The 14,614-nt window shown below is 68.1% G+C and carries 11 protein-coding genes; 8 read left to right on the forward strand and 3 right to left on the reverse strand.

Annotated features, from left to right (window positions below):
- Positions 1 to 45: 45 nt before the first annotated feature.
- A complete protein-coding gene (gene gabT / locus AWC17_RS17380) occupies positions 46 to 1,395 on the reverse strand; it encodes a 4-aminobutyrate--2-oxoglutarate transaminase (protein ID WP_046185349.1) in 1,350 nt (449 codons plus the stop codon).
- A 208-nt stretch (positions 1,396 to 1,603) separates the two neighbouring features.
- On the opposite strand from gabT, the gene yajC reads away from it, so the two are divergent.
- The 6 genes from yajC (at position 1,604) to AWC17_RS17410 (ending at position 9,779) form a co-directional block, all read left to right on the forward strand.
- The gene (yajC, locus tag AWC17_RS17385) at positions 1,604 to 1,945 is read left to right on the forward strand and encodes a preprotein translocase subunit YajC (RefSeq protein ID WP_047323522.1); all 342 of its coding nucleotides are present in this window, start codon (positions 1,604 to 1,606) and stop codon (positions 1,943 to 1,945) included.
- Between the two features lie 111 nt (positions 1,946 to 2,056).
- Entirely contained in the window at positions 2,057 to 3,754 is a 1,698-nt protein-coding gene (gene secD / locus AWC17_RS17390; protein WP_085164885.1) for a protein translocase subunit SecD, read from the forward strand.
- A 4-nt stretch (positions 3,755 to 3,758) separates the two neighbouring features.
- Positions 3,759 to 5,048 (forward strand): protein translocase subunit SecF, encoded by a 1,290-nt coding sequence (gene secF, locus AWC17_RS17395; RefSeq protein ID WP_046186681.1) that lies wholly within the window; start codon positions 3,759 to 3,761, stop codon positions 5,046 to 5,048.
- Positions 5,049 to 5,101: 53 nt separating this feature from the next.
- Positions 5,102 to 6,715 (forward strand): ABC transporter substrate-binding protein, encoded by a 1,614-nt coding sequence (locus AWC17_RS17400; RefSeq protein ID WP_372517400.1) that lies wholly within the window; start codon positions 5,102 to 5,104, stop codon positions 6,713 to 6,715.
- Positions 6,697 to 7,254: an adenine phosphoribosyltransferase gene (locus tag AWC17_RS17405; RefSeq protein WP_047323947.1), complete on the forward strand. Its 558-nt coding sequence runs from the start codon at positions 6,697 to 6,699 to the stop codon at positions 7,252 to 7,254. The genes AWC17_RS17400 and AWC17_RS17405 overlap by 19 nt, the downstream gene beginning before the upstream one ends.
- A 134-nt stretch (positions 7,255 to 7,388) precedes the next feature.
- Complete coding sequence (locus AWC17_RS17410; protein ID WP_046186878.1) at positions 7,389 to 9,779, forward strand: RelA/SpoT family protein; 2,391 nt, start codon at positions 7,389 to 7,391, stop codon at positions 9,777 to 9,779.
- An 18-nt stretch (positions 9,780 to 9,797) separates the two neighbouring features.
- On the opposite strand, the gene AWC17_RS17415 is transcribed toward AWC17_RS17410, so the two are convergent.
- Positions 9,798 to 11,558, reverse strand: a complete 1,761-nt coding sequence (locus tag AWC17_RS17415) for a protein kinase domain-containing protein (RefSeq protein WP_047323948.1) — start codon at positions 11,556 to 11,558, stop codon at positions 9,798 to 9,800.
- A gap of 77 nt (positions 11,559 to 11,635) precedes the next feature.
- Complete coding sequence (locus AWC17_RS17420) at positions 11,636 to 12,532, reverse strand: peptidylprolyl isomerase (RefSeq protein ID WP_046185335.1); 897 nt, start codon at positions 12,530 to 12,532, stop codon at positions 11,636 to 11,638.
- 117 nt (positions 12,533 to 12,649) lie between these two features.
- On the opposite strand from AWC17_RS17420, the gene AWC17_RS17425 reads away from it, so the two are divergent.
- Together AWC17_RS17425 and hisS are read left to right on the forward strand one after the other, a co-directional pair.
- A complete protein-coding gene (locus AWC17_RS17425; RefSeq protein ID WP_046185334.1) occupies positions 12,650 to 13,324 on the forward strand; it encodes an MBL fold metallo-hydrolase in 675 nt (224 codons plus the stop codon).
- A complete protein-coding gene (gene hisS, locus AWC17_RS17430) occupies positions 13,321 to 14,592 on the forward strand; it encodes a histidine--tRNA ligase (RefSeq protein WP_046185333.1) in 1,272 nt (423 codons plus the stop codon). The genes AWC17_RS17425 and hisS overlap by 4 nt, the downstream gene beginning before the upstream one ends.
- The last annotated feature ends 22 nt before the right edge of the window (positions 14,593 to 14,614 follow it).

Raw genomic sequence — 14,614 nt, forward strand, 5'->3', positions numbered from 1 at the left:
CGGAGGTTGTGAGATTGCCCACGTGGGCCGGTCGTGTCCCGGGGTCTAGAGGTCGGCCAGCAGCCGGCCCAGGATGTCGAGACCCTCGGTCAGCAGGTCGTCGCTGATGGTTAGCGGCGGCAGCAGCCGGATGATGTTGCCGAACATGCCGCAGGTCAACACGACAACCCCGGCCGCGTGGGCCGCGGTGGACAGCTTCTGAGTCAGCTCCGCGTCGGGCTCGGCGGTCCCCGACCTCACCAACTCGATGGCGATCATGGCGCCGCGCCCGCGCACATCGCCGATCCGGTCATCGCTGGCCTGCAGACGCAACAACGGTTCGGTGATCAGCCGTTCCAGCTGTTGGGCTCGCTCGATCAGCCCGTCACTTTCGATCGTGGTAATCGTGGCCAGTGCTGCCGCACAAGCGATCGGGTTGCCGCCGAATGTGCCGCCCAAACCGCCGACGTGCGAGGCGTCCATGATCTGCGCGCGGCCGGTGACCGCGGACAGCGGCAGCCCGTCGGCGATGCCCTTGGCCGTGCAGATCAGGTCGGGCTCTAGACCTCCCGGGCCCTCGTGCTCGCAGGCGAACATCGCGCCCGTGCGCGCGAACCCGGTCTGCACCTCGTCGGCGATGAACACCACGTCGTTCTTGCGGCACCAGTCGAGCAGGGCGGGCAGGAATCCCTCGGCGGGCACGATGAACCCGCCTTCGCCGGCGATCGGCTCGATGATGACGGCGGCGAGGCTGTCGGCGCCGACTTGGCTCTCGATGACGTCGATCGCCCGGGCGGCGGCCTTCTCCCCGTCGGTGGCCAGCTCCTTGTCGATCAGGCCGTCCCGGTACGGGTAGGACATCGGGGCCCGGTAGACCTCCGGCGCGAACGGGCCGAAGCCGCTCTTGTACGGCTTGGACTTGGCGGTCAGCGCCATCGCCAGGTTGGTGCGGCCGTGGTAGGCGTGGTTGAACGCCACGACGGCGGGCTTGCGGGTGTACGACCGCGCGACCTTGACGGCGTTCTCGACCGCCTCGGCACCGGAATTGAACAACACCGAGCGCTTCTCGCCGGAGCCCGGCGTGATCCGGTTGAGCTCCTCGGCCACGGCGATGTATCGCTCGTACGGCGTGACCATGAAGCAGGTGTGGGTGAACTCGGCGACCTGCGCGCGCACAGCCTCCACCACCCGGGGCGAGGAATTGCCGATGGTGGTCACCGCGATGCCGGAAGCCAGGTCGATGAGCCGGTTGCCGTCGACGTCCTCGATGATGCCGCCGAAGGCGCGCGCGACGAACACCGGCAACGAGACGTTCACCCCGCGAGACACCGCCGCGGCGCGGCGTTTGGTCAGTTCCAGTGAAGCGGGACCGGGGATTTCGGTGACCAGCTGGCGAGTCTGCTCGAGGCCGGCCACGATTTCCTCCTCACCGCGGCGCACGTGTCACGTCGCCACTAAAGCCTATCCGGCTCGGCGCCGACGGGCCTCCCGTGCACCGCGACGCTCGGGTGCGACCTGCGGCAATGGCACACTGGCCGGTAAGGGGTGCGCGGCCTGCGGGTCGTCCCGGCACCCACGCGATAACAAATGCCCCGCATGCCACTACGAAAAGACAGGCCCGTTCATGGAGAGTTTGATCCTGTTCCTGCCCTTCCTGCTCATCATGGGCGGGTTCATGTACTTTGCCTCCCGGCGACAGAAGCGCGCGATGCAGGCCACCATCGACCTGCACGAGTCATTGCAGCCGGGTGACCGCGTGCACACGACGTCCGGCCTGCAGGCGACGGTCGTCGCGATCACCGACGACACCGTCGACCTCGAGATCGCGCCCGGCGTGGTGACCACCTGGATGAAGCTGGCCATTCGCGACCGGATCCTGCCCGAGGACGACGAAGACCTGGCCGACGGTGACGACTCCGACGACTTGGCAGAATCCGACGAGGGCCGGGTGACCAAGGATTCCTGACGGCAAATCCCGCCCGAACGCCGCGGCGGCGGACCGCTTGCGCAAAGGGCGCGTGCGCGACACGTAGGCTCTGTCCGGGTAAGAACCGATACTCGAGGAGATAGAAGGAACGTGGCATCGTCTTCGGCGCCGGTGCACCCTGCCCGCTACCTTTCGGTTTTCCTGTTGCTGCTCGTCGGCGTCTATCTGCTGGTCTTCCTGACCGGGGACAAGCGCGCCGCGACCAAGCTCGGCATCGACCTCCAGGGCGGCACCCGCGTCACGTTGACCGCACGCACCCCGGACGGCTCGCGCCCGAGCCGCGACGCGCTGGCCCAGGCGCAACAGATCATCAGTGCGCGGGTCAACGGATTGGGCGTCTCCGGTTCGGAAGTCGTGGTCGACGGCGACAACCTGGTCATCACCGTGCCCGGAAACGACGGCAACGAGGCCCGCAACCTCGGACAGACCGCCCGGCTGTACATCCGCCCGGTGCTCAACTCGATGCCCGCGCAGGTGATCCAGCCCAAGCCCGCCCCGCAGGCGCCCCCGCCGGGCCAGGCGCCGCCCCCCGGCCAGCCTGCGCCCGGCCTGGCGCCACCCCCGGGCCAAGCGCCGCCGCCGGGCCAGCCCGCACCGGCTCAGCCCGCGCCGCCGGGCGGCCGACCGCCGGCCCAGCCACGGCCGTATCCGCAGGACCCGCGCAAGGAACTCGCCGATCGGATCGCCGATGAGAAGAAGTGGCGCCAGAGCACCCGTCAGGGCGTTCAGTTCCTCGCGCTGCAGTTCCAGGCCACCCGCTGCGACAAAGAGGACATCCTGGCCGGCAACGACGACCCGAATCTGCCACTGGTGACGTGTTCGACCGACCACAAGGTGGCGTACCTGCTGGCGCCGTCGATCATCAGCGGCGACCAGATCCAGGACGCCACCTCGGGCATGAATCAGCGCGGCATCGGTTACGTCGTGGATGTGCAGTTCAAGCCGGGGGCGGCGAACACCTGGGCGGACTTCACCGCCGCCCATATCGGCACCCAGACCGCCTTCACGCTGGACTCCCAGGTCGTCAGCGCCCCGATGATCCAGGAAGCCATCCCCGGTGGCCGGACCCAGATCACGGGTGGCGATCCGCCATTCACCGCCTCAACCGCCAAGCAGCTGGCCAACGTCCTGAAATACGGCTCGTTGCCGCTGTCCTTCGAATCTTCGGAGGCCCAAACCGTCTCGGCGACACTGGGATTGACCTCGCTGCGAGCGGGGCTGATCGCGGGTGCGATCGGCTTGGTGTTGGTGTTGCTGTACTCGTTGCTGTATTACCGGGTGCTGGGCCTGCTTACGGCGCTATCGCTAACCGCTTCCGGCGCAATGATTTTCGCGATCTTGGTGATCCTGGGCCGTCAGATCAACTACACCCTGGACCTTGCGGGTATCGCGGGTCTGATCATCGGTATCGGCACCACGGCGGACTCGTTCGTGGTGTTCTTCGAACGCATCAAAGACGAGATCCGTGAAGGCCGTTCGTTTAGATCGGCGGTGCCCCGAGGCTGGGTGCGGGCCCGCAAGACGATCGTGTCGGGTAACGCCGTCACCTTCCTGGCCGCCGCGGTGCTATACGCCCTGGCGATCGGCCAGGTGAGGGGATTCGCCTTCACGCTGGGCCTCACCACGATCCTCGACATCGTGGTGGTGTTCCTGGTGACCTGGCCGCTGGTCTACTTGGCATCCAAGTCGACGACGTTGGCGAAGCCCGCATACAACGGCCTGGGCGCAATACAGCAGGTCGCCCGCGAGCGCCGGGCTTCGTCGCATGTCAAGACGGGACGGGGATAGCGTGATGGCCTCTGAAGGCAAGGCCCAAACAGGCGCAGCCGAAGCGACCGAGATCACCGAAGCCAGCGACGGCGCAGCGGAGCTGACGACCGACACCGCCGCCGCACAGCCCCACCACAGCTTCATCTCCCGGCTCTACACCGGCACCGGTGCGTTCGAGGTGATCGGCCGGCGCCGCCTCTGGTACGGGATCAGCGGCGCGATCGTCGCGATCGCCCTCATCAGCATCATCTTGCGGGGCTTCACGTTCGGGATCGATTTCAACGGCGGCACCACCGTGTCGATGCCCACCGCCGGCTCGTCGGGCACCGTCACGACCGCCTCCGTGTCCGACGTCTTCCGGAAGGCCATCGGCCGAGACCCGGAATCGGTGGTGATCGTCGGCAACGGCGCCTCGGCCACGGTGCAGATCCGCTCCGAAACGCTGTCCAACGACCAGACGTCCAAGCTGCGCAACGCCCTGTTCGACGCGTTCCAGCCAAAGGGCGCGGACGGTAAGCCCAGTAAGCAGGCCATCAGCGACGCGGCGGTGTCCGAGACCTGGGGTGATCAGATCACCGACAAGGCGCTGATCGCGCTGGTGGTGTTCCTGGCGTTGGTGAGCCTGTACATCACGGTGCGGTACGAGCGATACATGGCCGTCTCCGCGCTGACGACCATGGTTTTCGACCTGACCGTGACCGCAGGGGTGTACTCGCTCGTCGGTTTCGAAGTCACGCCGGCCACCGTCATCGGTTTGCTGACGATTCTCGGTTTCTCCCTGTACGACACCGTCATCGTGTTCGACAAGGTCGAGGAGAACACGCACGGCTTCCAGCACACCACTCGGCGCACCTTCGCCGAGCAGGCCAACCTCGCGATCAACCAGACGTTCATGCGCTCGATCAACACCAGCCTGATCGGGGTGTTGCCGGTCCTGGCGCTGATGGTGGTGGCGGTGTGGCTGCTGGGCGTCGGCACGCTGAAGGACCTGGCGCTGGTACAGCTGGTCGGCATCTTGGTCGGGACCTACTCGTCGATCTTCTTCGCAACGCCGCTGCTGGTCACGTTGCGCGAGCGCACCGAGCTGGTGCGCACGCACACCCGCCGCGTCTCGCGGCGCCGCAAGGCCGGGCCCGAGCCCGCCAAGGAAGCGACGTCCACCGAGGACGAATCGGCGTCGTCGGAGACGACCGCGACCGCGTCCGCACCGTCCGACAAGCCCGCACCGAACAAGCCGGCGCCGGGTGCGCGCCCGGTGCGGCCGGCCGGGACCCGGCGTCCGAGCGGCAAGCGAAACGCCGGCCGGCGGTAGTCGCCATGGCCGGCAGGTATCGCCTCGCTGGGGGCGTTATCGGTGTGGCCGCAATGCTCTTGCCGGCCGTCACGCTGACCGCGTGTTCCGGCAGCACCGCGTCCCAGGTCGACTATGTGGTCGACGGCCCGCTGGTCACCTACAACACCAACACGGTCGTGGGCGCCGCGTCGGCCGGGGCGCAGGCGTTCGCCCGCACGCTCGCCGGCTTCAGCTATCACGGCCCGGACGGGCAGACCGTCGCCGATCGTGACTTCGGCGCCGTCTCGGTGGTGAGCGGTTCGCCGCTGGTGCTGGACTACCAGATCGCCGACAACGCCGTCTATTCCGACGGCAAGCCGGTGACCTGCGACGACCTGGTACTGACCTGGGCGGCGCAGTCCGGGCGGTATCCCGACTTCAACGCCGCCACCCAGGCCGGTTACCTCGACATCGCCAACGTCGAGTGCCTGCCCGGGCAGAAGAAGGCCCGGGTGTCGTTCATCCCGGACCGCGGCGTCGTCGACTACAACCAGCTGTTCACCGCCACGTCGCTGATGCCGTCGCACGTCATCGCCGACCAGCTCCACGTCGATGTGACCGCGGCCCTGCTGAGCAACAACGCCCAACTCGTGCAGCAGATCGCCAAGCTGTGGAACACGACCTGGGACCTCAAGCCCGGCCTCAAACCCGGGGATGCCCTCAAACGCTTCCCGTCGTCGGGGCCGTACAAGATCGAACGCGTCCTGGACGGCGGCGCGGTGGTGCTCGTCGCCAACGACCGTTGGTGGGGCCCCAAGGCGGTCACCAAGCGGGTCACCGTCTGGCCCCAGGGGCCCGACATCCAGGACCGGGTCAACAACCGCAGCGTCGACGTGGTCGACGTGGCGGCGGGCTCCTCGGGAACGCTGACGACCCCGGACAATTACAGCCGTGCCGATTCGCCGTCGGCCGGCATCGAGCAGCTGATCTTCGCGCCGCAGGGGCCGCTCTCGCAGCCCAAGGCCCGGCGCGCGCTCGCCCTGTGCACGCCGCGCGACACGCTCGCGCGCGACGCCGGGGTGCCGATCGCCAATTCACGCCTGAACCCGGCCGCCGACGACCCCATCACCGCCGCTGACGGCGCCGCCGAGGCCGGCCCGTTCGGCAAGTCGGACCTGGGCGCCGCCCGCGACGCACTCGGTGGTGCGCCGATAACGGTGCGGATCGGCTACCAGGGGCCCAACGCGCGGCTCGCGGTCAACGTCGGGGTGATCACCAAAGCTTGCGCCGCGGCCGGTATCACCGTCGCCAACGTCCCCCTGGACACCTCGGGCCCGCAAGCGCTCAGGGACGGGAAGATCGACGTGCTGCTGGCCAGCACCGGCGGAGCCACGGGCAGCGGGTCGACGGGGTCGTCGGCGATGGACGCCTACGACCTGCACAGCGGCAATGGCAACAACCTGTCGGGTTACTCGAACCCGCAGATCGACAGCACGATCGGGGCGCTGGCGGTTTCGGCCGACCCCGCCGAGCGCGCCCGGCTGCTGGGTGAAGCGGCGCCGGTACTGTGGGGCGACATGCCCACTTTGCCCCTCTACCGGCAGCAACGCACGTTGTTGATGTCGAAGAAGATGTACGCCGTGAGCAAGAATCCGACTCGCTGGGGCGCGGGCTGGAACATGGACCGATGGGCCCTGGTCCAGTGACGAGCGTCGGCGGGGGCGCGTCGGTGGCGAAGGTCATCGCCTCGCTCCTGCGTGAGGTGTCGGACTTTCCCAAGCCGGGGGTCCAGTTCAAGGACCTCACCCCGTTGTTCGCCGACCCGGAGGGGCTGACGGCGATCACCGACGCGCTGGCCGAGATCGCGTCCGGCGCCGACTTGGTGGCCGGGATCGACTCCCGCGGGTTCCTGGCGGCGGCGGCGGTCGCCGACCGGCTGCGCACGGGTGTGCTGGCCATTCGCAAGGGCGGAAAGCTGCCGCCGCCGGTGCACGCCGAGCACTACGACCTGGAGTACGGCAGCGCCACGCTGGAGATCCCCGCCGACGGCATCGACCTGCGCGGACGCCACGTCGTGATCATCGACGACGTGCTGGCCACCGGCGGCACCCTGGCCGCGGCGGTCCGGTTGCTGGAACGCACGGGGGCCACCGTGATCGCGGCGGCGGTAGTCCTCGAACTGACCGGGCTCGGGGGCCGCGAGGCGGTCGCGGACTTGCCGCTGCACAGCCTGAGTCGCGTCTAGCCCGGTGACGATGCACGCCGCCACGCGGCGTGAGGTGGGGGCACCACCCAGCCGCGAAGCGGCGAGGGGCGAACTGGGCGATCAAACCGAGCCCGGCCCACTGCGCGATATCCTCGAGGTCGGAGGTAATCAAGGTGGCAGACGACAAGAGCGCGGCGCAGGCGCTTGACGCGCCCACCGAAGTCGCTGACACCCTGCTGGTCGGGGAGCCGGTCACGGCGCAAGCCGAGCCGCCGGAGCCGCCGACCGAGACGCTGAAAACCTCCAGCAGCGCGTCGCGCCGGGTCCGGGCCAGGCTGGCCCGCCGGATGACCTCCCAGCGCACCACGCTCAACCCGGTGCTGGAACCGCTGGTGGCGGTGCACCGGGAGATCTATCCGAAGGCGAACGTGTCGTTGCTGCAGCGCGCCTTCGAGGTCGCCGACCAGCGGCACGCCACGCAGTTGCGCCATTCCGGTGATCCCTACATCACCCACCCTCTGGCCGTCGCGAACATCCTGGCGGAATTGGGCATGGACACCACCACTTTGGTGGCCGCGCTGCTGCACGACACCATCGAGGACACCGGCTACACGCTCGAGGCGTTGAGCGAGGACTTCGGCGAGGAGGTGGGCCACCTCGTCGACGGCGTGACCAAGCTGGATCGAGTGGTGCTGGGCACCGCCGCCGAGGGCGAGACCATCCGCAAGATGATCACCGCGATGGCCCGCGACCCCCGGGTGCTGGTGATCAAGGTCGCCGACCGGCTGCACAACATGCGCACCATGCGCTTCCTGCCGCCGGAAAAGCAGGCGCGCAAGGCCCGCGAGACACTGGAAGTCATTGCGCCCCTTGCGCATCGGCTGGGTATGGCCAGCGTCAAGTGGGAACTCGAAGATCTGTCCTTCGCGATCTTGCACCCGAAGAAGTACGAGGAGATCGTTCGGCTGGTCGCCGGCCGCGCGCCGTCCCGCGACACCTACCTGGCCAAGGTCCGCGCCGAGATCACCAATACGCTCAACGCGTCGAAGATCAAGGCGACGGTGGAGGGTCGGCCCAAGCACTACTGGTCGATCTATCAGAAGATGATCGTCAAGGGACGCGACTTCGACGACATCCACGACCTGGTCGGCATCCGGATCCTGTGCGACGAGATCCGCGACTGCTATGCCGCTGTCGGCGTGGTGCATTCGTTGTGGCAGCCGATGGCGGGGCGGTTCAAGGACTACATCGCCCAGCCCAGATACGGCGTCTACCAGTCATTGCACACCACCGTCGTCGGCCCGGAGGGCAAGCCGCTGGAAATCCAGATCCGCACCCGCGACATGCACCGCACCGCCGAATACGGCATCGCCGCGCACTGGCGCTACAAGGAAACCAAGGGCCGCAACGGCGTTCCGCATCCCCACAACACCGCCGAGATCGACGACATGGCCTGGATGCGTCAGCTGCTCGACTGGCAACGGGAGGCCGCCGACCCGGGAGAATTCCTGGAGTCGTTGCGCTACGACCTTGCGGTGCAAGAGATCTTCGTGTTCACCCCCAAGGGTGATGTGATCACCCTGCCGAACGGTTCGACGCCGGTGGACTTCGCTTACGCCGTACACACCGAGGTTGGCCACCGGTGCATCGGCGCCAGGGTCAATGGGCGGCTGGTGGCGCTGGAACGAAAGCTGGAAAACGGGGAGGTCGTCGAGGTTTTCACGTCGAAGGCGCCCAACGCCGGGCCGTCCCGCGACTGGCAGCAGTTCGTCGTGTCGCCGCGCGCCAAGGCAAAGATCCGGCAGTGGTTCGCCAAGGAGCGGCGTGAGGAGGCGCTGGATACCGGCAAGGAGGCGATGGCCCGCGAGGTGCGCCGCGGCGGACTTCCCTTGCAGCGCTTGGTCAACGGGGAATCCATGGCCGCGGTGGCCCGCGAACTGCACTACGCCGACGTGTCCGCGCTCTACACCGCGATCGGCGAGGGCCACGTGTCCGCGCGGCACGTGGTGCAGCGGCTGCTCGCCGAACTCGGCGGGATCGACCAGGCCGAAGAGGATCTCGCCGAGCGGTCCACGCCGACGACCATGCTGCGGCGCCCGCGCAGCAGCGACGACGTCGGGGTCTCGGTCCCCGGGGCCCCGGGCGTGCTGTCCAAGCTCGCCAAGTGCTGCACGCCGGTGCCCGGCGACCAGATCATGGGGTTCGTCACCCGAGGCGGGGGAGTGAGCGTGCACCGGACCGACTGCACCAATGCCGCGTCGCTGCAGCAGCAGTCCGAGCGCATCATCGAGGTGCATTGGGCGCCGTCGCCGTCGTCGGTGTTCCTGGTGGCCATCCAGGTCGAGGCGCTCGACCGGCACCGGTTGCTCTCCGACGTCACCCGGGTGCTGGCCGACGAGAAGGTCAACATCCTGTCGGCGTCGGTCACCACCTCCGGTGACCGCGTGGCGATCAGCCGGTTCACCTTCGAGATGGGTGACCCGAAGCACCTCGGGCATCTGCTCAACGTGGTGCGCAACGTCGAAGGCGTTTTCGACGTCTATCGTGTGACGTCCGCGGCTTAAGGGGCCTGACGGTCCCGGCTAGTCGACGTGGACCGAGTTGACGGTGACCGGGTTGGTGGGAGAGCCGCTCTGACGGTTGCCGGCGATGCCCGCCTGGGCGATCTTGTCGAGGACCGCCAGGCCCGCCTGCGTGATGGTGCCGAACACCGTGCTCTGCGGATCCAACTCCGAATCCCGGAAAACCAGGGAGAACTGGCTGCCGTTGGTGTTTGGGCCATCGGTGGCCATGATCACGGTGCCACGCGGATAGACCACGGTCGCCCTGAGCGCGGGATCCCCGGCCGGGTACTGGTTGGTGGGATATTCGTCGGCGAATTGATAGCCGGGGCCCCCGGACCCGTCGGTCTCGGGACCGCCGCACAGCAGCGATCCCCCGTCCGTGGCGTTGATCAGCCGGGCGCACTGGGTGTTGTCGAAGAATTGCTGCTTGGCGAGGCTGACAAAACTGTTCACCGTGCAGGGTGATTCGGAGTTGGCAAGCTCGATGCCGATATCACCCAGGTTGGTGGAGATGGTGGCCGGGATCTGCGGGGGATCGGTGGCGACCCTGCCGGACGGGGGCGGGCTGACGGGCTTGACGATGGTGTCCGGCGCGCTCGGGTATTGGCAGTTGGCGCCCAAATCGGCCGGCGGCGCAAATGCCGGCAGCGGGGGCACCGTCGCCGTTGCCTGCGCGGTCGGTCCGGCATTCGATCCCGGCCTCCCCGGCACCCGGGCGCGGGTCGGGGTGGTCGATGCCGCGCCGTTGGCGGACCCGTCGTCCTGGGTCACCAGTGCGATGACCAACGCCGCCACCGCGGCCAGCGCCACGGCCGACGCGCCGACGATACCCAACAGCAGACGTCTGGATTGCGTTGGCGGGCGGTTGGACGGCCGCGGCTCGGGATTGTCGCCCGTCGGGGGGAAGTCCTGCGTTGGCGGCGGGCCAGACGATGCCGGCGGCGGCGGGCCCGGCGTTGGCACGTCGGCCAGTGCCGCCCTGGCGGCTTCGGCGAGCTCCATTGCCGACTGGTAGCGGTATTCGGCGTCTTTGGCCATCCCGCGGGCGACCACCGCATCGAGGGCCGGGGGCACGCCGGCTGAGACTGTCGACGGTCGCGGCGGCGGCGTGTTGAGGTGCGCGTTGAGTTGTTCCTCGAGGCTGTCGCCGGCGTAGGGGCGCTGGCCGGTCAGGCACTCGTGCAGCACGCAGGCCAACGAATACACGTCGGCGCGGTGATCCGTTGTGCCCCTGAACCGCTCGGGTGCCATGTAGGCGACGGTGCCCATCGTGTGCCCGGTCTGCGTGAGCGAGGTGTCGGCGAGGGTGCGGGCGATGCCGAAGTCGATCAGATAGACGAAGTCGCGCGCCTTGGTGACCAAGATGTTCTTCGGCTTGATGTCGCGATGGATCAGCCCCTCCTGGTGAGCGCTATCCAGTGCCGCGGCAACCTGTTCGATCACCGCGACCGCGCGCTCGGGGCTGAGCCGCCCACCGTTTTCGTCGATGTACTGCAACAAGTCGCGGCCCTCGATCAGCCGCATGTCGACATAGAGCCGACCGTCGATCTCGCCATAACTGTGGATGGGCACCACATGCGGGTCGTTGAGGCTCGCCGCGATGCGTGCCTCCCGGCGGAATCTTTGCTGAAATTCTTGATCCTCGGCCACATTCGGGGGCAGGACCTTCAGTGCGACGACCCGATCGGTGGCCGCGTCGTAGGCCCGGTAGACCTGGCCCATGCCGCCGCGCCCCAAAACGTCCAGCAATTGGTATTGCCCGAAAGACTCCGACCCCACGCCACGACCTTAAGCGGTGGGCCGCCCGCAGGTCGTGCGATTCTCACCAATCGGCGGCTGTGTTGCGCTGCTTGGCTTTAGTCGAGCAACAGCGACGTGATGGTGACTTCGGAGGCGGGGGCGCCATCCTCACCGCCGCCGGCGACGCCGGCTTTGGCGATCTTGTCCAGCGTGGCCAGCCCGTCCGGCTGAATGGTGCCGAAGACGGTGTACTGGGGCGGCAGCTGCGAGTCCTTGTACACCATGAAGAACTGGCTGCCGTTGGTGCCGGGACCGGCGTTGGCCATCGCCAGGGTGCCGCGCGGGTAGAGGACGGGCTGCTGCGCCTTCGGGTCGTTCGGCGGGTACTGATCGGTCGGGTACTCGTTGGCGAATTGGTAGCCGGGACCACCAGTGCCGTCGCCCTTGGGGTCGCCGCATTGCAGGACGCCCAGGTCCGGCGAAGTCGTCAGCCGGTGGCATTTGGTGTTGTCGAAGTATTTCTGGCCGGTCAGGCTCGCGAAACTGTTTACCGTGCAAGGTGATTCGTTGTTAGCAAGCATCAATCCGATGCGGCCCTGGTTGGTCACCATGCTGGCGCTCACCTGGGCCGGATCGGTCGGCACTTTGCCGGTGCGCGGCGGCTTGACCTGCTTGGCGGCCGCTTCCGGTGACGCCGGGTACTGGCAGTTGGCACCCAGATCGGCCGCCGGCTTGAACGCCGGCAACGGCGGAACCGGCGGCGTCGGTCCGGCGGACGTGGACTCCGGGGAGCTGCTCGGGGCGGCGGAGGTGGTGCTCGCCGCGGTATTGCTCTTCTTCTCGTGTTTGGTGTTGATGACCGCGAGCACCACCGCGACCACCACGGCCACGGCCACGATCGAGCCGGCGGCGATCAACACGATCCGGCGCCTCTTGGCTTGCCTCTGGCGGCGCTCCAGTTGTCGCTCGAGCTTGCGCTTGGCGTTGGCACGTCGCTGTTCATTGGTCGGCACGGCCGTATGCCTCCATGGTAGGTAAGTCGGGGGCCCGCAATAGGCGTCAGTGGCCAGCTCAGGCTAATGTGGGCGCCGCGACCGGTGTCAAGTGGGGCCCGTGGGAAACTGGGAACCGTGTTGATCACCGGATTTCCCGCCGGCGTGTTGCAGTGCAACTGCTATGTGCTGGCCGAGCGGCCTGGGGCGGACGCCGTCATCGTGGATCCGGGGCAGCGGGTGATGGGCTCGTTGAGGCGCATCCTCGACGAGAATCGGCTCACCCCGGCCGCGGTGTTGCTCACCCACGGGCACATCGACCACATGTGGTCCGCGCAGAAGGTGTCCGACACCTACGGCTGCCCGACCTACATCCATCCCGAGGACCGGTTCATGCTGAAAGACCCGATCTATGGCCTGGGCCCGCGGATGGCGCAGCTGGTGGCGGGTGCCTTCTTCCGCGAGCCCAAGCAGGTCGTCGAGCTGGACCGCGACGGCGACAAGCTCGACCTGGGCAGCGTGACCGTCAACGTCGATCACACCCCCGGGCACACCCGCGGGTCGGTGGTCTTCCGGGTGGCAGGGGGGACGAAGGACGGAAAAGATCTCGTGTTCACCGGCGACACCCTGTTCGAACGCTCGGTGGGCCGCACCGACCTGCACGGCGGCAGCGGCCGCGACCTACTGACCTCGATCGTGGACAAACTTCTGGTGCTCGACGACGCGACCGTGGTCCTGCCGGGGCACGGCAACGCCACCACCATCGGCGCCGAGCGGCGTTTCAATCCGTTCATCGAAGGCCTGAGCCCATGACGGAGTTCTCCGCGTTTTCCGGGCCCAAGGGGGTGCCGGACTACGTTCCGCCGGACTCGGCGCAGTTCGTGGCCGTGCGGGACGGATTGCTCGGCGCCGCCCGCCGGGCCGGCTACGGCGACATCGAGTTGCCGATCTTCGAAGACACCGCCCTGTTCGCCCGTGGTGTCGGCGAATCCACCGACGTGGTGTCCAAGGAGATGTACACGTTCGCCGACCGCGGCGACCGCTCGGTCACGTTGCGGCCCGAGGGCACCGCGGGGGTGGTGCGCGCGGTGATCGAGCACGGACTGGACCGCGGCGCGTTGCCGATCAAACTCTGTTATGCGGGGCCGTTTTTCCGCTACGAGCGTCCACAGGCCGGCCGCTATCGGCAGCTGCAGCAGGTCGGTGTGGAGGCGATCGGCGTCGACGACCCGGCGCTGGACGCCGAGGTGATCGCCGTCGCCGACGCCGGCTTCCGCTCGCTGGGGCTGGACGGATTCCGCCTGGAGATCACCTCGCTGGGCGACGACAGCTGCCGCCCGCAGTATCGGGAACTGCTGCAGGATTTCCTCTTTGGGCTCGACCTCGACGACGAGACGCGCAAGCGCGCCGAGATCAACCCACTGCGGGTGCTCGACGACAAGCGACCGAAGCTGCGGGCCATGACGGCCGAGGCCCCGGTGTTGCTCGACCACCTGTCCGACGTCGCCAAGCAGCACTTCGACACCGTGCTGGCCCACCTCGACGCGCTCGGCGTGCCGTACGTCATCAACCCGCGCATGGTGCGCGGGCTGGACTACTACACCAAGACCACCTTCGAGTTCGTGCACGACGGTCTGGGCGCGCAATCCGGCATCGGCGGTGGCGGCCGCTACGACGGCCTGATGCACGAGCTTGGTGGACAGGACCTGTCCGGCATCGGGTTCGGGCTCGGCGTGGACCGCACCCTGCTGGCGCTGCGCGCCGAGGGCAAGAGCGTGGGCGAGACCACCCGCTGCGACGTGTTCGGCGTCCCGCTGAGCGAGCAGGCCAAGCTCCAGCTGGCGATCCTGGCCGCGCAGCTGCGCGCCGCCGGCGTCCGCGTCGACATGGCCTACGGCGACCGCGGCCTCAAGGGCGCGATGCGCGCGGCCGACCGTTCCGGTGCCCGCATCGCGCTGGTGCTCGGCGACCGGGACATCGAATCCGGCACGGTCGGGGTGAAGGATCTCACGACGGGCGAGCAGGTGCCCGTGGTCATGGATTCTGTTGTCGCCGAAGTTCTTTCACGACTAGACCGGTAGTCCGGCCTGCGGAATTCGTCGT

The sequence above is a fragment of the Mycobacterium nebraskense genome (genome assembly GCF_002102255.1).
GTDB lineage: Bacteria > Actinomycetota > Actinomycetes > Mycobacteriales > Mycobacteriaceae > Mycobacterium > Mycobacterium nebraskense.

Bases quoted from the DNA above. Each gene is read 5' to 3' on its own strand.
- AWC17_RS17400 (WP_372517400.1), top strand. From the start codon at position 5,102: ATGCTCTTGCCGGCCGTCACGCTGACCGCGTGTTCCGGCAGCACCGCG.
- secF (WP_046186681.1), top strand. From the start codon at position 3,759: ATGGCCTCTGAAGGCAAGGCCCAAACAGGCGCAGCCGAAGCGACCGAG.
- yajC (WP_047323522.1), top strand. From the start codon at position 1,604: ATGGAGAGTTTGATCCTGTTCCTGCCCTTCCTGCTCATCATGGGCGGG.
- AWC17_RS17405 (WP_047323947.1), top strand. From the start codon at position 6,697: ATGGGCCCTGGTCCAGTGACGAGCGTCGGCGGGGGCGCGTCGGTGGCG.
- hisS (WP_046185333.1), top strand. From the start codon at position 13,321: ATGACGGAGTTCTCCGCGTTTTCCGGGCCCAAGGGGGTGCCGGACTAC.